This is a genomic window from Bacteroides sp. OM08-11 (assembly GCF_003438665.1).
Classification (GTDB): domain Bacteria; phylum Bacteroidota; class Bacteroidia; order Bacteroidales; family Bacteroidaceae; genus Bacteroides; species Bacteroides cutis.
The window spans coordinates 56,708-76,517 of record NZ_QSTJ01000006.1 but is presented as its reverse complement, the minus strand read 5'-3'; the positions used below and the strand labels follow the sequence as shown (position 1 = coordinate 76,517).

Here is a 19,810-nt window from a genome sequence, read left to right as displayed (position 1 = left end):
AATAGTTCTGTCATGGAGAAAGTTTCGTTCCACCATGGAAGAACGATTTAGCATTAGGCAACAAAGATATTAATCTTCCACAGGAAAAACAATAAAATCAGCTTAATTCGAAGAAGGTTTATCACAACGCTTTCCAGAACTTCTGGAAGTCCCGGTAACGTCCATAGCACACCAACTGGTCACCGACCTGAATTTGATCATCTTCCGGCAAAACATTCACTACATCATGCTCGGTAAAGGAGATGCCAAGACAGTTTTTCAAGGTTTCGGCTCGTTTCAAGGCAAGTAGTTTCAGATGAAAATCCTGGTCCAAATTCAGTTCATTCACCGTATAGCCCACAAATTTCTCGGGAACATTAAATTTCAAGACGTAATAGGTGGGAGATACACGGAAGGTTTCAATATCCGCACCAAACTCCAGCTTACGCACCAGGCCGCGGGCAGCATCTTCCTCCGGGGTAAGAATGCGCTCCAAACCAAAGGCTTCAAGTACCGAACGGTGTACAGAATCGATGGCGCGGGCATAAATGCGCCTCACATTTTTCTGCTTCAACAGGGCTACCACACGGATAGAAGCACCGAAATTCTCACCGATGGCGACAATCACGATATCCACACCATTCAACGGCAATACAGAAAGAGCTTGTTCGTCGGTAGCATCAATGACAAAGGCAGTAGCTATCTTTTCCTTTACATTGTCTACACGACTTGGGCTATTATCTACACCTATTACTTCATGTCCCAAAGCCGAGAGTTCTTCGGCAAGTACATGACCATAATTTCCTAAACCGATAATGATATATTTCATATAACTACAAATTATAAATTACGATGAGAGAAAGATTTAATAACTTAGTTGATAATGATTTGTCCACTCGGATAACGGTACTTCGTAAGTTTCTTCTGCTTGATGACACCCAGCATCAAAGTCAATAATCCCACACGACCGATAAACATCAGCAAGGCGACAAGCAACTTACTGGTATCGCATAAATAAGGAGTGGCATTCAGGCTGGAACCTACGGTACTGATGGCAGACACACACTCAAAGGTGATAGTCAGCAAAGAGAATTTCGGTTCCAACATGCTGATGATGAATATAAAGATAAAGAGTACACCGAATGACATCACTACTGTGGCATTAGAACGGCGGATAGAGTCGTAAGAAAGTTCTCGACCGAATACTTCCACCCTCTCCGTTCCGCGCAGCACCGCTATCAAATTCAAGACCACAACGGCAAAGGCATTTACTTTGATACCGCCGGCAGTAGACTGCGAGCCACCACCAACCCACATCAGAAATAGATAAATCATCAAGGTCTGTATGCTGAAACCGGCCAAATTGACACTGGAGAAACCTGCCGTACGAGGACAAGCGGCATTAAAAAAGGCTTGTGTCCATTTATCAGCCACAGACATACCGGCAAAAGAAGCATTCCACTCGAACAGTGCAATACTGACCGTACCAAGTACCAACAACAAGAAAGTAACGATCAATACTATGCGTGTATTCAGATTGTATAAATGATAAAAACGACGTCCGTCCCACTGCCAAGTCCGTAGACCTCTCCAGAAACGACGTAGATGATAAAGGATGATATCCTTAAAGTTAACCAATATCGGGAAACCGATGCCGCCCAATATGATAAGGAAAGATATATAAATATAGAATGGATTATGTCCGTTCATCACCAACGGATTGCCCAGATTGCCCGGTAATGTGGAAAATCCGGCGTTACAGAATGCCGATATGGAATGGAAAGCGGAGAACGCCAATTCTTCCTGTACATCCATCCCCATAGTTCCATGAATGTCTCCCCAAATGGCAAGCATACCAATTCCTTCGATAACCAGTGTAAAGCCAAGAATATAAACCAAAGTGGAAAGCAGTGAGTTCAAGGAATTGGAGCTCACCATATCACGCACCACCAACTGATTGTACAACGATGTATTGCCCATGAAGAACATGGCAAAAAAGCTTGTCAACGTCATCACCCCCAAACCGCCAATCTGAATGAGCAGAATAATAATGACAAAACCCGTAGGGGTAAATGTAGAAGCAACATCTACAGACACCAATCCCGTGACACATACCGCACTGGTAGAGACAAACAGAGAATCGACCCAAGAAATGCCATTGAAGGTAGAGCGGGGCAACATCAGCAATGCCGTACCTATAAATATGATTATCAAGAAACTGACCGCCAGAATAAGCGAAGGATTGGTACGTCGTCCCAGCAATCTGACCAGACCGTAAGACAGGTTCAGGAGAGAGAGTAACAATAATAAAACAAGATGATAAGGCTTGCCATTCAGAAAATCCCAGATAAACTGTACCGCCCCCTCCACTTCCGGACGATGAAAAATCACAGGAATCAATGTCAAGTAGAGCATGACAGTCAGTATCCAGGTTAATTTACTGAATGTCTGTCGGGTATCTTTATACTCCAACAAAAGGTGTAAAGATATATCCATCAGGAACACGATCCATACTCCATGATAGAGATGTTGCAATTGATTGGCCTCATCAGCAGAAATCATAAAGCCATGTTCATAAACCAGTCCGACAATCAACAGGATAGAAGCCAAATAAGTCAAAGCGGTAATGACACCCATTGTCAAACGAATGTACGGATATATCCACTTGTTCTTATATAAAAGAAATTTATGATAAATTTTCATTGGATATTTAGATTAATGAGACGCAACAAACTTAGCCAAATCTATCATCATACACAAAAAACAAAAGAAAAAAGAAATTGGTTTAAAAATAATGGTTACATTTGGGCTCAATAATTATTTTAAATGTTTTAACCACTATGAGTAATCAGACAAAAAGATTTATTCTTCCGGAAGACGAAATTCCACATTACTGGTATAATATACAGGCCGATATGGTGAACAAACCCATGCCGCCATTAAATCCCGCTACCAAACAGCCGTTGAAACCCGAAGACATGTATCCTATCTTTGCCGAAGAACTTTGCAGACAGGAATTAAATCAGAAGGATGCATGGATTGAGATACCGGAGGCTGTACGCGAAATGTATAAGTATTATCGCAGTACCCCGTTGGTACGTGCCTACGGACTGGAAAAAGCACTCGGCACGCCGGCACATATTTATTTCAAAAATGAAAGTGTCAGCCCGATGGGTTCACATAAGTTGAATTCGGCCATCCCGCAGGCTTATTACTGTAAACAAGAGGGAGTGACGAACGTTACCACCGAAACCGGAGCCGGCCAATGGGGCGCTTCATTGGCATACGCTGCCCGTCTTTTCGGGTTAGAAGCTGCCGTTTATCAGGTAAAAATCAGTTATGAACAAAAGCCTTACCGTCGTAGTATCATGCAGACGTTCGGTGCACAAGTTACCCCTTCGCCCTCTATGTCTACCCGTGCGGGAAAAGATATATTGACAGCCCATCCCAATCATCAAGGCTCTTTGGGAACTGCCATTTCAGAAGCTATCGAACTGGCCCAGAATACTCCGAACTGTAAATATACATTAGGGTCAGTTCTGAGTCATGTCACTTTGCATCAAACGGTTATCGGACTGGAAGCAGAAAAGCAAATGGCTATGGCAGGTGAATATCCCGATACGATTATCGCCTGTTTCGGCGGTGGTTCCAATTTTGGCGGCATTGCCTTCCCGTTTATGCGCCACAATATCCTTGAAGGAAAGCAAACTCGTTTCGTAGCTGCCGAACCTGCCTCTTGCCCGAAGCTGACACGTGGTAAATTTCAGTATGATTTCGGGGACGAAGCCGGATATACACCATTGTTACCAATGTTTACACTGGGACATAACTTTGCTCCCGCTAATATCCATGCGGGCGGTTTGCGTTATCATGGTGCCGGTGTCATCGTATCCCAGTTGTTGAAGGATGGATTGATGGAAGCTATGGACATCAAGCAATTGGAATCATTTGACGCAGGTGTCCTGTTTGCACAAGTAGAAGGCATTATTCCGGCTCCGGAATCTTGCCATGCCATTGCGGCGGCTATCCGCGAAGCCAACCAATGCAAGGAGACAGGCGAAGAAAAGGTAATTCTGTTCAATCTCTCCGGACACGGACTCATCGACATGGCATCGTATGACAAGTATCTCTCCGGTGATTTGGTGAACTATTCACTGACCGATGATGATATCCAGAAAAATCTGGATGAAATCGGTAATCTTGCCTAATAGATATTAGCCATACTGACAAGCGGCTCATAGAGTTTCTCTATGTCCTGTGAATCCATTTCAATCTGTACCTGGTCTCCCGGAATTAATTGTGTTCCTGAGGGGACCAGATTTTTTCCATCCCGGTGTACATTGATGATGACACAGCGTTCGGGCAAGGAAAGCTCATCCACCAGTTTGCCATCCAGGTAAGAATCCGTCATTATTTCCACCGAAAGGGTATATCGCGCTTCTTCTTTGAAATCGGGAGCATGGATCATATCTTCGTATAAAATAACATTATAGGGACGCATTTGAAGCAGTTCCGTGAAATAGTAAGTTAACCCTCCCACTACTACCGAAGGATAGAACACTTCAAAATGTCCCGTTATTTCGGTTATCAGTACAATGGCTGTTAAAGGTGTACGTTCAATTGCCACCAGAAAGGCAGACATACTTATCAACATGACGTAACTTATATTTTCATATTGGATAATACCATATTTTACGCCTATCAACCCTATCACTTGTCCCATTAAACCACCCGTCACTAAGGTTGGAATAAAGTTACCACCCGGAAGGCCCGAAGATTCGGAAAAAACGGAGAAACCAAAGTGTAACAACATTATAGCTATTACCCACATGATATCTGTACTGCCATTCTGTGCCTGCGCCAAGAGAAACTGTTCGCCACCTCCCGTCAGGTTTACCTGCATCAATGAAATGATGTAGGCTACCAATATCAGATAAAGTAACCGGATGTATCCCGGAGTGTTTGTTTTACCATATGCACGTTTGAAGGCAATCATAATCGACGAATAGATTTTCCCTGAAATGGAAACAATGACTGCCAATATCAGAAAATATTTCATCTGCACAAAGAAGGCTATTACAGGTTCGGTGACTTCTATCAGATGATAAGGGTTTACAGGAAAGACCAGACTCGCCACGGCACCTGCCACCACACCTGCAAGTAAAGTGGTTATAGCAGTTTTAGGCGCATCAAAACGTTCAATAGATTCAATGACGATCAATGACGATGCCAGGGGTGCCGAAAAAGCGGCAGCAAGCCCAGCTCCGGCCCCAGCGGCAAGAAGTTGTTTCCGTTCTCCTGTCAAAATGTGTGTCCATCGGGAAACAAGGCTGCCTACATACGAACCAATCTGCACGGAAGGTCCTTCACGTCCCAATGAGAGTCCGGCAGAAACAGCGAGGATACCACCGACAAACTTTGATATCATTTCTATAAACGGGTGTTTATAAGTGACACGTCCATTGATGGCACCACGTGTTTGCGGAATACCTCCACCACTGATAAGAGGCATCCTCTTAACCAGACAGGATACAAATATCAGAATTCCCCAGAAAAACAGGAACAAAGGTATATGCCAATACCAGACAGGATGAGAAGCGAAAAAATCACTGCGAATCTGCAGTAGATAAAATAAGAGATAATGATAGGGTACAGCAATAAGTCCAGTCAGCAATCCCACAATCATGCTGACAAAATACAAACGGGCATCCACTAATTTCAGTTTCCAGATATGCCAGCCACGAACTGTTTTCCAACCTTTTATTTTTTGAAATAACTTCATGAAACCTCTTTGTTTACTGCATAGTGCTTACAACAATTTAGCCCCAGTGAAGTTTTAAGGTAAAAGATTTATTTTCTTTTTCCCATTCTATTTAATCGCCATATTACGTGTAACATTGCATACGATCCTAGTGAATTGTAATCGGCATCACGAATAGCTGTTGCAGTAACAGTACGGACTAAAGAATTTTCCTGTCGCAAGACATCATAAACCTTCAATCGAAGCAAAAGTTGCTTTCGCTTCAGAAAAGACTTGGATAATTGGCAGTTCCAGATGATATTCTCACGACTATTACTTTCATAGCCATACCCCGAACGAATGAAATAAGTGGCCTCGGTAAACAATTCAAATTCCCAAGGCAAGTAAAATTGTATATCCCCACCTATCCGATAGTCGTATGTCTCAGTCCGGGTATCACGCACATTATTATGAGAATTATTACAAACCAATTCTCCCCGTGCAGTCACTTCACACAAAGTAGTACGATAAGTCAATTGTAATCGTTCGCGCATAGTAAGATGCTTGACGGTACTTTTAATAGGAGCTTCTTTGGAAAGATTAGTAAAACCGTTCTGGTTCCGAAAACGTATAAAAGAATAATTACGAAGTAATAAATTCTTACTAAAAACAGGTGTATTCAAAGAGAAAGAACCGGAAATATTCCAGTTCCCATTTTGATTGACAGGCTTTGTAATACGCCCACCAGTCTCATCATCATAGGTCACCATATTAGTGACATTATTCAACACATTCTCTGCCTGAAGAGCAAGTACCATGTTACGCTGATGTTTCACATTATAAGTACGATAATTCAAAGTGAACGTATTAGTATAGGAAGGTTTTAAATTCGGATTTCCCATACGGATATTCAGAGGATTGGATGCATCAGCCACAGGTTGCAGATCGGTAATTCTGGGCTGGCGACTCCTACCCCGATAAATAATTTGTAACTGAGTACGCTTCGAGTGTTTATAACGAAAATTGACTGTCGGAGAGAAATTAAAAACATTCTTCTCTATCTCATACCGTACTTTATTCTCTAGAAACGACTGGCTGACGGACTTTTGCGGTTCGAGATCAATACCGACATTGTAGCTATACTTTTTACGATTGGTACGGACACCAAGATTGAAAAGATGGGTACTATATTGGTTTTCAAAACAATTACTTGACAAGCTATCATAGTCAGCAACAAAGTCTTCCGTCTCATTATCCCAGTTATAGACAAAACGGTCTGAATTAGTAGTACGATTTTGATAGCTATATCGGAATTGCAAAAAATGCATCCAGGGTAATGGCTCGGAATATACCAGTTGCAACCGATAATTAGAGCCATCTTCACCTGTATTGATTTTCTGGTTTACTACTTTCTTTCTGCCATTCTTAAAATAGTGAGTAGTAGAAAAATTTTGACGCTTCACATCCGAAGAATTCAGACCATAATCGAATTTTAAGGCTATATTACGCCCTTTACGACTGAGTTTACGGCTCAGTTGTAACATCATTGTCAGATTATGACGTGAATTATAATTTTCATTAGAAGAATTTCGTTCATTCAACAGGACATCATTCTCCAATCCCCGCTGATGGCCACTTCCGGAACGGTCGTTGGAAGTATAGCGATATTGAGGACGAAAAATCAAGGTGGTCAGAGAATCGATTTTCCATTCCAAAGAGACATTAGCTACTACATTATTATTTTGGGAATAATTATTTCCTGTGCTCTCGGTGACAGAATTATTTTGTTTCAGAATATTATCTGTATGAGTCCGACTATTCTCTACATGATCTTTACCGCTATATTGGATATTTGAACGGAACTTCACATGTTGCCAATCATGACTCATATTCATACCTAAAGAACGAGATTTGGTCAATCCGGTTTGTCCGCGGGCATTACCGCTCGCCGAAGCGGATTCCTGTTGTAATTCGGAAAATCCTTGATTGTTAGTGTTATTAAGATTACCGATGACAGTCAACTGAGAGTCATCACGAAAACGGTTCAAGGTATTGGCAATTTCATATCTCTCTTTAGTACCAGCACCTGCCATAAAATTGTTCATCCAACCGGTTTTCATCCCTTTCTTTACGGATAAATCGAGGATCATTTCTTCTTCTCCGTCATCCACTCCCGTTAGACGTTCCAAATCGGACTTACGTTCGTATGCTTTCAGTTTTTCCACCATTTCTACCGGTAGATTTTTCAGGGCTACTTTAGGATCATCAGAAAAGAATTCCTTGCCATCCACCAAAATCTTCTTCACTTCTTTACCATGAATCATCAATTTACCATCCGCATCAATTTCTCCGCCCGGAAGTTGTTTCACAAGTTCTTCGAGCATTGACCCCTCAGGAGTACGATAGGCTGAAGCATTGAAAACGGTAGTGTCCTGTTCGGTAACCGCCATCGGTGCTTTACCGACAATCACTGTTTCGCCTAGCAAAAAGCCGTCGGATGAAAGTGAAACAGTACCAATATCCAATGATGTTTTTTTAGAGAAATAAACTTCTTTATTCCAAGGGGAATATCCCACAAAAGTAACATTCAACAATAAAGATTGGACTTTGGAACGGGTAATAGAAATCTTAAAATATCCGTTATTATCCGTTGCAATACCTGCCACCAATACACTGTCCGGTAAAGACATTAACCGTACTGTAGCATAAGGAACAGGTTCCTGCGTTTCCTGATCAATAACACGTCCGGCAAAAAGAACTTTGCCGGACTGTGCATATACAGCCATTCCAGAGCACAAAACAATGCAAATCAGAATGTTCCGATAAATGAGATAAAAAAACGTATTTGTGTCCAACTTTAAATCGTCAATTTATCTACGTTCTCTCTTCTTATCTTTCCCCTGTTTCACCATCTGCATTCTTCTACGATCAAACTCCTTTTTAAACTTATTGGCATTACTCTTTTCGGTCTGATAAATCTTCATAATCTGTTTAGGAGACAACATTTTACGAAACTCTTTATAATATCTCTCGCGTATATCCAAAATTTTACGACTCTGAGCAAAACGTGCTTCTATCTGCTGTTCCACCTCAGCATCAGTCAATATAGCATTGGACTTCGGCTTTATTCCTTCTTTTCCGATTTCTTGTATAACAGGCTTCGACTTATGATTTATCATCCGGCAATCTCGTAATTCCTTCAGATAGTTTTCATATACCGGTGCAAATTTAGTTGCAGTAGCATCATCCAACATCAAGGTTCTTATCATTTGATTAGCTTGTTTCTGCATCAACTGTTCTGGTGTAAAATGACGTCTTTTATCCACATTTCCCTGATTAGGGTTCTGAGCAGAAAGAGTGAACTGGCTACCCACTATGAGGAATGTCAAAAATACATAAATAAATCTTGTTTTCATAAGTTCTTACTTTAAATTCATTATTAGTTTAAAAATATATCACTTTCAGAGAAGCTGACGAGCTCTTCCAGCTCCTCGTCCGAGATTTCACGTATCCATTTTTCTGTAGATGTCACCGCTGTACAATTTTCGGTCTCCAGTATGTTCATACCAGAAATATCTCCGGCATCTTGCCAATGCCTGGAAGGAAAAAAGAAAAAGCCGGTCAACATAGCCGCAACAGCAATACTGGTGGAAATTATAGTCCATACACGACGCTTACGCTGATGGTTACCGTATGTATGTTTCCGCACATTACACTGCATTTCTTCAAAAAATCCTTCAGGAACACGATATGGTGTCCTCTTTCCTATATCATCAAAATCAAAATCTTTTTTCATAGTTTCAACCGTTTAATATGTATTCTTTTATTTTCTCTTTAGCGTAATGATAATTCACTTTTAACGTATCAACCTTAGTATCCAATATCCGGGCAATCTCCTCATACTCGAGTTCATCATAATAACGAAGGTTAAAAACCACTCTTTGCTTCTCGGGTAACCTTAACAAAGCCTTCTGAAACCTCACCACCAATTCATTTTCATAATCTATATAATCGGAAGCCCTCAAACGATCAATCAGCATTTCCTGAACATCTTCCGTTGAGATGGTTTCCCTGTTTTTTCTATTATTCAATAACCGCAGACTTTCATTGGTTGCAATACGGTATATCCAAGTACTCAATGAACTTTCATTACGAAACTGTTCCCAATGACGATATACCTGAATAAAAACTTCTTGCAGTACATCCTGAGCATCTTCATGCAAAACCACCAAACGACGTATATAATGATAGATAGGCTCCTGAAAGTAATCCATCAACATTTTAAATCCACGTTCGCGATTAGAAATATATGTTTGCCGAACTTTATCTTCATTTATCATCTACTTTCGTATGTTTTATATCTTAGAAAGATAAAAAGACAGAAAGTTAAATACGAAAACGCCTATTTTGTGTTTATTAACAAAAAAGCAGGAGCCGCATCTACGAAAGACACAGCCCCTGCTTTTTTATCAAAATCAGAATAATTACCAAAATCTATTCCGCCCAGGATTATATTCAAACCCCACGGTTTTCAACTTCCGGATAATTTCTTCTCTTTCTACATTCATATCCTCACAAAGTGCATCCAATGAAGGATAGAAATCACGCAATTTCATGTTAATGAAGCTATACAGCATCATCGGCTCTTCAGGTAATTTCATTATTCCAATCTTTTTAGTTAAACTAATACCAGGCGCAAAAATACAATAAAAAATGAAAATATAATTTGCGATACATCAATTAATAATATTTATAAGTTTGAAATTCAATCGAAAACATCTGTCCGTTCTATCTTCAATATCATCTTTTCAATAATATTATCGAACTCTTCTTCGAGTGGTATTACATTAAAATCTTCTCAAAAAGCTTCATCATACTAAAAATCGGTATCGGCAAGAATTGTACGAGTCGGTAACCGTTCTCCCCGATGGAAACGAAAAAGTACGTAATACCGTTTTGACATATTTAGGTTGTATTTCAAACCGTACTTGTAACAAAGCGCTATTCTCCGTATCAATATATAGCTCACCACAAAACAAGGGTTCTTTTATTCCCTTCCCTTATTCAAAATAAACCACATAAGCAATCTGGTCATCGATGGATACAATATCACCAGAGGTATACACATATAAACCACTATTCGGCTCAAAAGAAAGAAAATCAGGTATATTTTTCACAATATCGAGTTGTAGATAAGTCTCAACGCCTGATTTAATCTTGGCAATCAAGCTATCTGTACTTTCACGATTATCAATCCGACTCATTTTGAGAGGTTTTACCTGGTCTACAGCATCCGATTCCAATACCGGAGATTTATATACTTAAAAAACAGCTTCTGTCAAGCTCTGAAATTTATCCTTCAAACAAACACCTTCCCTATAAAAAGTTGTCAGATAGACCGATACGGATAAGTAGTTTCTCTTCCGAGACTCCATTATTTCACGAAGTAGTTTTTGAGGTTCCACTAGTCGAATGAGAACCTCCTACAAAGGAATGAGACTGCCGAATTCAGATATTTTACCTAATAGAGAATAAACCGTTATTCTCTATTAGGTAACCGAACAATATATTCCAACATATCATCTCCATCCGCTTTCACGTTACCCGTAATAAAAAGCAATACAAATAAAGTCAGTATAAGTCGATACAGTTTCATATGTCTTTCCTTTACCACAGTTCCAACTATTGAGATAGTATCAATTTATTACCCTGGCGGATACACTTCAGGCCGAATGTCCAACAAACAAGTTCGGCCACCGATTCCGGAGAATTATTAAAAAACTCAACTGTCAGTTTCTTTTTGTTTAAAACTGGAGAAGACGTTTCTATCTGTCAAAAGGAAGATTCCTTATTAATAACACGTAACACATCTTCAAGAGTTTCATCCTTGAAACGAATATTGCTGACATAACGGTCGAACATACCGGTTTCTGTAACTTTCAGAGAAAATATTCCATCCGCATTAGTCATTGTACCTATATTGGTTCCTACAACAGATACATTTACATTATCCAACTTCTTCCTATTATCTTTGTCTTTTACAACACCTGTAATAATAAAGTCATTTAACGCAGAATTCTGTGCATATAATAGAGTGGCTCCAACATATAAGAGTATCAGCAAACATCCCAAAGTAAACTCTACCAACTTTTTCATATAGCATAATTTTAAAGGTTTTCTACTACTATGAGCGCTGAAATGGAAAGAACCCTATAAAATCAGCAAAAAAAGTATTTGTTATACAACCGAACTTCGTTGATCAATCCTATTTAAGTAGTTTTTTCAGAAAGAATATTGTTTTTCTCAAAAAGAATTTCGGTCACAACTTTCATTTTAATAACTTTGTTATATAAACCAACAATTGAGTCGTCATGAAATACAAATTATTAGTTCTCGATGTAGACGGGACACTTCTCAATAACGCAAGAGAAATCAGTAACCGAACATTGGCTGCTTTGCTAAAGGTTCAGCAAATGGGTGTACGTATTGTATTAGCTTCCGGCAGACCGACCTACGGATTGATGCCATTGGCCAAAACCCTTGAATTAGGAAATTACGGAGGATTTATTCTTTCTTATAATGGATGTCAAATAATCAAAGCACAAAATGGAGAGATCTTGTTTGAAAGACGTATCAATCCTGAAATGTTACCTTATCTGGAAAAGAAAGCGCGAAAAAACAATTTTGCCATCTTCACCTACCATGATGATATTATCATAACAGATACTCCGGAGAATGAATACATCATCAGTGAAGCAGTACTAAACAACCAAAAAATAATTAAAGAAGACGAATTTTCCACGGCTGTAGACTTCCCCCCCTGCAAATGTATGCTGGTCAGTAATGATGAGGAAGCACTGATTGTCCTGGAAGATCATTGGAGAAGACAGTTGAACGGAACATTAGACGTTTTCCGTTCGGAACTTTATTTTCTGGAAGTAGTACCTTGTGGAATTGACAAAGCAAACACATTAGGAGCTTTAATGGAGAAACTAAATATAAAACGCGAAGAAGTGATCGCCATTGGAGATGGGGTTTGCGATGTGACAATGCTTCAACTGGCAGGTATGGGAATCGCTATGGGACATTCGCAAGATTCTGTAAAAGTTTGCGCCGACTATGTTACCGCATCAAACGAAGAAGACGGCGTTGCACAAGCTGTTGAGAAAATGATTTTAGCAGAAGTACATGCTGCTGAGATTCCCCTTGATGTACTGAATGCACGCGCACGCCATGCATTAATGGGAAACCTGGGTATTCAGTATACATATGCTTCTGAAGACCGTATAGAAGCAACCATGCCTGTTGACCAACGTACCCGCCAACCTTTTGGTATCTTGCATGGAGGTGCCACTTTGGCATTGGCAGAAACCGTTGCAGGACTTGGTTCCATGATAATTTGTCAACCCGATGAAATCGCCGTGGGAATGCAAGTCAGCGGTAATCACATATCCTCTGCACACGAAGGCGATACGGTACGTGCCATAGGAACTATTGTACACAAAGGCCGTTCATCACATGTATGGAATGTGGATGTATTTACCTCAACCAATAAACTGGTATCTTCCATAAGGGTAGTAAACAGTGTATTGAAAAAAGGATAAAATATTGTTTTTAATAGATATGCCTACAAAAAAACCGTCGTAAACATTTGCCTACGACGGTTTTCTTAAATCTATATTTACTTACTTCCTCAAAAGTAACAATATCTGATTATCAATCACTTATACGACACACGTGACAATAATGGGATAAATATTTGATAAGTATATCGCAATATCGGCAACTGTTCGACTCCTGTAAATTCCAATAAATCAATTTTATAGACTTATTTATTCTATAATGGTTTCTAATATATTACACTACATTGCTGTCCCATTAAAATCTAAAAGAGTTCTTTGAAATATTTGAAATTTAGTTAGTTACAGCGATTTTTCGAGCGAACGGACTTGAATTTATAGCTTTGCATCAGATTAATCCGATAGCATATGTTCCAAGACAAATACGTTTTCGCTCAATTGGCTTCATTTCTGAATCGAAGTAAGTTTAACCGCATAGTCACCAAGTATGTTGGTGATAAATATGTGAAGCACTTCACCTGTTGGAATCAACTACATGCTTTGATGTTTGGTCAACTTTCTAATCGTGAAAGTCTGCGAAATTTGATAGTTGCCCTTGAAGCTCATCATTCCAAATGTTATCATTTAGGAATGGGTAAAAATGTATCAAAATCATCGCTGGCAAGAGCAAATCAAGATAGAGATTATCACATCTTTGAAGAATATGCTTACTACCTGGTTAGCGAAGCACGACAAAAGTGTGCTAATCATATTTTCAAACTTGGCGGTAACGTTTATGCTTTCGATTCGACAACTATTGACCTGTGCCTTTCAGTCTTTTGGTGGACAAAATTCCGCAAAAAGAAAGGTGGTATCAAAGTGCATACATTATATGATGTGGAAACACAGATTCCTGCATTCTTTTATATCACGGAAGCATCCATACATGATTCTAAAGTTATGATTGAAATTCCCTATGAATCAAGTTCTTATTACATCTTTGACCGCGGTTATAACAACTTCAAAATGCTGTATAAAATTCATCAAATTGAAGCCTACTTTGTTGTCAGAGCAAAAAAGAATTTTCAATACAAATCCATCCAATGGAAACGTAGGCTGCCTAAGAATGTGCTTTCAGACGCAAGTGTACTTCTGACTGGATTCTATCCTAAACAATATTACCCAGAGCCACTTAGACTGGTTAAATATTGGGATGAAGAACAAGAACGAGAGTTTACATTCATAACCAATGCGATGCATATATCTGCGCTTCAAGTTGCTGAACTTTATAAAAATCGCTGGCAGGTAGAGCTGTTTTTCAAATGGCTCAAGCAGCACCTTAAAATCAAAAGATTTTGGGGAACTACAGAGAATGCTGTTCGAATACAGATATATGCTGCTATATGCGCTTACTGTTTGGTGGCAATCATTCAACACGATATGCAGCTGGACAGAAGTACATATGAAGTATTACAAATACTGAGCATCTCATTGACTGATAAGACTCATCTGAGAGACCTCTTTGATAAAACTAAATTTCAAAAGGACAAAGAACGATTCAGACCAAATGGGCCAAGTTTATTTAATTTTTAATTCGTCCCAATTTTAATGGGACACTAATAATCTTAACTAGCAAATTAGATAAATTTCGTAATTTATTAATTGAAAATGCAATAGGCGAAGTTGCAATAAAAAGTACCAGAGTCTATCGGATGTCTATTTGGCGAGTTCTTGAAAGTTATTTTTCAAAAAAGTTAGAGAATTCATATTTTATCAAACAACTTCCTGGCAGGAAGAGTAACGGGAATTCAGCACCTTTGTCAGTATGACCGTGGATATTCGACTTAAACAAAAAATTTGTCTATAAATTTACCAAGTTGAATGTCTGTCTACAATGGTGTAATAACAGATTCAAAAAGTTATAAAAAGACATTAGAGTGTATACTTAATGGCGTGACAGATCCCGAAGTATTATTAGAACAGATACATAGACGTACTCTTAACCGTGTTGAACCGGATATTATAAAAGATGCACTAATCGGAATTGTCAATGAAACGGGTGGGGAGGTAATACGGCTGTTGAAGATGGAAATCGATTCAGCAAAGATACACAAGGTAGAATGCCTATTGAAAATTAATAAGCTTAGCAATAAGTACTTTTCAAAATAACTTACAAACAATCCCCTAGGGCAAACATTGGTCAGCTACTACTATTATTGCAGAACGCAAAGTGGATATGAAATTATCTCTCACGGCTTCCGCATTAGTCTCTTAGCAGGGATTTAGGCTCGTAATGAAGAAAGTGCCGATAAAATTAAATCCCGAAAGGTAATACATGGAAATAAATATCTTAGAAAGACACTGATAGGATGCATTTAAGACGCAAGTAACATCCGAGGGTATTTCTTCAATAAATTCTGTTATACCCAAGTTATACAAAATAAAAGTAAATATGGCTATTCTTTGTTCCATTCCCTGATTATAATTCATCTCTACCTATTTCGACACTACAATCTGATTAACTGGCAAAGCCACCCGTCGTTAATTCTCCCTGTCCGTCAGTTTATTGTTTTATTGTTTCATTGTGTCTTTATGTATTCATTTCCTTATTCGTCAGTTCGTGGCTAATTCTCTACTCATCCGTCACAACTTTCAACATCGAAGTGACCCTATCTATTAGATGGATATTACACTTTGCAGCTGAATATATCGTTATTTTCGTATAAAGAGTTTTCTAATCCCAATAGATAGTATATCAGACCTGTGATACCATGAAATAAGGATATTAAGTAGACACTTTACCACCTCTTTTTACCCTCCCAAGAGAAATAATCATCCTCTTTTCTCTTTTTATAGCAGATTGTTTTATATCTTTGTTTAACAATTAAGAATTTTGTGATGGACAAACCTATGAATCGGATAAAAGAAGTGCTTGAAGAAAAAGGTATCAAACAAACCTGGCTGGCAGAAAAACTTGGAAAAAGTTTCTGTATTGTCAATTCTTATGTTTGCAATAGAAGACAGCCCAGTTTGGAAGTCTTATTTCAGATAGCAGAAGTCCTTCAAATGGACGTAAAAGATCTTATAAAATCCTCTAACAATGATTGAAGTCGGCAATATAATAAAGAATCTAATACCAACAGAAGCTGTTGTTGTTAACAAAATACAGAAATTAGGAACTATGTATTCGCTCAAATTTACAGGAGTAAATACGAATAAAAGCAGTTCCAAGGTGATTACAGAAGAACAGTTCAGTTCTTTAGAAGTATTGACATCTGATGGAGAGTTCAATTTCAAAGGCGATCCCGATAAATTTGTATTATTTGCAGAAGCAGAAAGAATAAATTCTGCTTATCAATTTGATCCTCTATTTGCCATCAATTGTAGTGTTGTAGATCCACTACCCCACCAAGTAGAAGCCGTATACAAATTTTTGCTTCCCCAACCTAAGATACGTTTTCTGCTGGCAGATGATACAGGTGCAGGAAAAACAATTATGGCAGGCTTATTATTAAAGGAACTATTAATGCGAAAGATCATTGAGCGTATACTTATTATCACCCCAGGCGGCCTGACCAAACAATGGCAAGAAGATGAAATGGGAGTAAAATTTAATATTCCGTTTACGCTTGTCAATAGAAGCATATTTAATGCTGACCCTACCATTTTTCGTTCGGCAAATAAAGTGGTAGCTTCTATTGATTTCATTTGTCGGGAGGATGTGTTGAACATTGTCAGCAATACAAACTGGGATATAGTCATCTTTGATGAAGCTCATAAGCTATCGGCTTATGAATATGGGCAAAAAACATATAAGTCAAAGCGATATGAAGCTGCACACTTACTTTCTCAACAATGTGAACATATCTTGCTGTTGACAGCTACCCCACATAGAGGAAGAACTGATACGTTCAAAAAACTTCTTCAATTATTAGACGAAGATATCTTTGCAACAGAGGATATTGCTGCCGACAGAGTAAAAGAATTAAGTAAAGATGGGCTGAATAAGTTTTTCATACGCCGATTAAAGGAGGACATGAAAGACTGGAATGGCAACAATCTATACAAGGATCGATATACCAGAACAGTATCTTTTCAATTGACACCAGAAGAGAAGCGACTCTATGACAATGTTACCAACTATCTGACCAAGCAGAAAGAAGAAGCAGCCGAAACAAGGAACATTCATGTATCTTTGGCTTTGGCTGTAATGCAACGACGATTAGTCAGTTCTATTTTTGCCATCAAAAACACATTATACAAACGTTGGATTGCGTTACAAGGCATAGTGGATGAAGTAGGCAAGAATCCTAACATATGGAAACAACGTCAGAAGTTAGAAGAACTGGATGTGGATAGCATCGACCAATACGATGACCTGGAAGACGATGAACGGGATGCGTTGGATGGTATCCTATCTGACCCTCGAAAATTCAAACTGTTCACCACTTCAAAAAGTTTAGCAGAGATACAGACCGAAGCTCAAGAAGTGAAACGTCTTTATGAGATGGCGAACAACCTGTACAATCAAAATCAAGAAGAAAAGAAATACATTGAGCTAAAAGAGCTCTTGAAAAGTCAGGGAGTTATCAATGGTGAAAAACTGGTTATTTTCACAGAGCACAAGGACACATTGCTCTATTTGAGAGAACGTTTAAGTAACAACGGCTATAAGGTAGCAGTCATTCATGGAGGCTTATCTGTCGATGAACGCCGCCAGGCACAATGGGATTTCATGTCTCCCGAAACCCAAATACTCATTGCGACCGATGCTGCTGGCGAAGGTATCAATCTTCAATTTTGTAGATTGCTAATAAATTGGGATATCCCTTGGAACCCTAATCGCTTAGAGCAACGCATGGGACGTATCCACCGCTATGGACAGAAGAATGATGTACTGGTCTTCAATATGGTGGCGGACAACACGCGGGAAGGGCAAGTATTGTCCCGTTTACTGATAAAGTTGGATATTATTCGTCAAAGCATGGGTGATGACCGCGTTTATGATGTTATTCAAGATGTACTGAAGGATGTTAGTCTGGATGCTATTATAACTTCCGTTTTTGATGGAAAAGAATCTTCTTTTGATCAGTTTATAGAACAGGATGAAATCATCATTGAGAAAGTATTCCGGAATAAGATAGAAGAACAACAAAAAGTAATCGCTCATAGTGAAGTCGATTATAAAGATGCTCGTATTCTCAAAGAACACTCTGACGAGAAACGATTGCAACCGATTTATATTCGTCTGTTTTTTGAAAGGACTTTCAGCTATTTAGGAGGCAAATATAGGATGATACATGACGGAATTTATCAAATAGAAAATATTCCGGATGTACTTTCCAAACGTCTAAAAGATGATTATAACATCTATGCTGAAAATATCAATAAATTATTGTTCTGTTTCGATAAGCACATATTCCTGGACTATCAGAACACCAATGCCATATTGGGTAAGGTACACTATATCAATCCGGGTAATGCTTTGTTTGATGCACTCATTGATTGTGTGCGCGATTCTTTCAGAGACGAAATGCTGAAAGGTACGATTCTCGTTTCACCGGAAGATACTGAAGACTATTTTGCTTTTTACGTTAAAAATCAAATCACAGATAACCGTCCTAACAAAGGAGACGACAGTATAGCTAATGAGCAGCTTAGTTTTGTCTATCAAACTAATAATGGAGTGTTTCATGCAACTTCACCGGCCAAGTTTCTGGATCTGCATGCACCCCTTCAATTTGCCAAGCAAATCACTCCTCCTGCTGTTATAGGTAATGAAGAAGTCACCGAATGGGCATTCGAGAATATCACCTTACCTCTGTTCACCTCTACGCAAGAGATTGTAGAATCAGATGCTGCAAAGCGGAAAGAATATTTGCAGACTGCATTCAGTCAGATTATCATGGATTTGGATATAGAGATTAATGAATTGCAAGGTAAGGTGTTATTGGGAGATGTAAAAATACAGGAAAAGCTGCTGCATAAGATGGAACGAAAAGCAGAACTACTCCGCAAAAAAGATGAACGCATACGCGAAATGGAGCAAATGGTTCAAATAAATCCCAAAGCTCCGGAAATATTGGGATGTGCTTATGTCGTCCCCCTCAGCCAAATGGAGTATGAGCAACATTACGGTATGAAAAGAGACGATGAAGTAGAAGCCATAGCTATGAACATGGCTATCGAATATGAGGCAGCCAATGAATGGCAAGCGGAAGATGTTTCCAGCCAAAACTTAGGATATGATATCCGGAGCATCAACAAGTTGGATATTAAACGGTATATTGAGGTCAAAGGGCGTTCAGGGATCGATGGAGTTATGCTGTCGGAGAATGAAATGAACCGGTTGGCACAACTAGGAAACAGTGCATGGCTTTATATTGTAGTGAATTGCAAATCTAAACCACAATTGCACCGTATTCAAAACCCAGCCAAGAAGCTAATCTTTGAACGGAAAGACAAAGGAGTACAATACTACCTGCCACTGGATGAATGGAGAAATAAAACTGAAAAATAAGAAAACATAGAT

Annotated in this window: 14 protein-coding genes and 1 pseudogene; 5 read left to right on the top strand and 10 right to left on the bottom strand. The window is 39.0% G+C overall.

The genetic code is table 11. The features are described 5' to 3' along the window. Positions 1-121: 121 nt before the first annotated feature. Both DXC10_RS11720 and DXC10_RS11715 read right to left on the bottom strand, forming a co-directional pair. Positions 122-808, bottom strand: a complete 687-nt coding sequence (locus DXC10_RS11720; protein WP_101543188.1) for a TrkA family potassium uptake protein — start codon at positions 806-808, stop codon at positions 122-124. A gap of 44 nt (positions 809-852) precedes the next feature. Next, on the bottom strand, positions 853-2,682 hold the full coding sequence (locus DXC10_RS11715) for a TrkH family potassium uptake protein (protein WP_101543187.1): 1,830 nt from the start codon (positions 2,680-2,682) through the stop codon (positions 853-855). A gap of 137 nt (positions 2,683-2,819) precedes the next feature. On the opposite strand from DXC10_RS11715, the gene DXC10_RS11710 reads away from it, so the two are divergent. Next, a complete protein-coding gene (locus DXC10_RS11710) occupies positions 2,820-4,187 on the top strand; it encodes a TrpB-like pyridoxal phosphate-dependent enzyme (RefSeq protein WP_101543186.1) in 1,368 nt (455 codons plus the stop codon). On the opposite strand, the gene DXC10_RS11705 is transcribed toward DXC10_RS11710, so the two are convergent. The 8 genes and pseudogenes from DXC10_RS11705 to DXC10_RS11670 form a co-directional block, all read right to left on the bottom strand. Further along, complete coding sequence (locus tag DXC10_RS11705; protein WP_101543185.1) at positions 4,184-5,761, bottom strand: ClC family H(+)/Cl(-) exchange transporter; 1,578 nt, start codon at positions 5,759-5,761, stop codon at positions 4,184-4,186. The genes DXC10_RS11710 and DXC10_RS11705 overlap by 4 nt on opposite strands. A 68-nt stretch (positions 5,762-5,829) precedes the next feature. Then, positions 5,830-8,505, bottom strand: coding sequence for an outer membrane beta-barrel protein (locus DXC10_RS11700; protein ID WP_117737916.1), 2,676 nt, complete (start codon positions 8,503-8,505; stop codon positions 5,830-5,832). Between the two features lie 84 nt (positions 8,506-8,589). Next, positions 8,590-9,135 carry a hypothetical protein gene (locus DXC10_RS11695; protein WP_101543183.1) on the bottom strand — a complete coding sequence of 182 codons (546 nt, stop codon included), beginning with the start codon at positions 9,133-9,135 and terminating at the stop codon, positions 8,590-8,592. 23 nt (positions 9,136-9,158) lie between these two features. Beyond that, positions 9,159-9,515 carry a hypothetical protein gene (locus DXC10_RS11690; protein ID WP_101543182.1) on the bottom strand — a complete coding sequence of 119 codons (357 nt, stop codon included), beginning with the start codon at positions 9,513-9,515 and terminating at the stop codon, positions 9,159-9,161. Positions 9,516-9,519: 4 nt separating this feature from the next. After that, the gene (locus tag DXC10_RS11685) at positions 9,520-10,059 is read right to left on the bottom strand and encodes an RNA polymerase sigma factor (protein WP_101543181.1); all 540 of its coding nucleotides are present in this window, start codon (positions 10,057-10,059) and stop codon (positions 9,520-9,522) included. A 144-nt stretch (positions 10,060-10,203) separates the two neighbouring features. Next, positions 10,204-10,380: a DUF4250 domain-containing protein gene (locus DXC10_RS11680; protein ID WP_117737915.1), complete on the bottom strand. Its 177-nt coding sequence runs from the start codon at positions 10,378-10,380 to the stop codon at positions 10,204-10,206. Positions 10,381-10,484: 104 nt separating this feature from the next. Further along, a pseudogene (locus DXC10_RS16570) lies at positions 10,485-11,202 on the bottom strand (hypothetical protein); the annotation flags it as partial. 349 nt (positions 11,203-11,551) lie between these two features. Further along, the gene (locus DXC10_RS11670; RefSeq protein ID WP_187120681.1) at positions 11,552-11,875 is read right to left on the bottom strand and encodes a carboxypeptidase-like regulatory domain-containing protein; all 324 of its coding nucleotides are present in this window, start codon (positions 11,873-11,875) and stop codon (positions 11,552-11,554) included. Positions 11,876-12,090: 215 nt separating this feature from the next. On the opposite strand from DXC10_RS11670, the gene DXC10_RS11665 reads away from it, so the two are divergent. The 4 genes from DXC10_RS11665 (at position 12,091) to DXC10_RS11645 (ending at position 19,798) form a co-directional block, all read left to right on the top strand. Continuing rightward, complete coding sequence (locus tag DXC10_RS11665; protein ID WP_117737914.1) at positions 12,091-13,323, top strand: Cof-type HAD-IIB family hydrolase; 1,233 nt, start codon at positions 12,091-12,093, stop codon at positions 13,321-13,323. Between the two features lie 384 nt (positions 13,324-13,707). Further along, positions 13,708-14,871 (top strand): IS4 family transposase, encoded by a 1,164-nt coding sequence (locus DXC10_RS11660; RefSeq protein ID WP_117737913.1) that lies wholly within the window; start codon positions 13,708-13,710, stop codon positions 14,869-14,871. A gap of 1,305 nt (positions 14,872-16,176) precedes the next feature. Then, positions 16,177-16,386 (top strand): helix-turn-helix domain-containing protein, encoded by a 210-nt coding sequence (locus DXC10_RS11650; RefSeq protein ID WP_032540868.1) that lies wholly within the window; start codon positions 16,177-16,179, stop codon positions 16,384-16,386. A 73-nt stretch (positions 16,387-16,459) separates the two neighbouring features. Beyond that, positions 16,460-19,798: a helicase-related protein gene (locus DXC10_RS11645; protein ID WP_233519925.1), complete on the top strand. Its 3,339-nt coding sequence runs from the start codon at positions 16,460-16,462 to the stop codon at positions 19,796-19,798. Positions 19,799-19,810 lie beyond the last annotated feature (12 nt).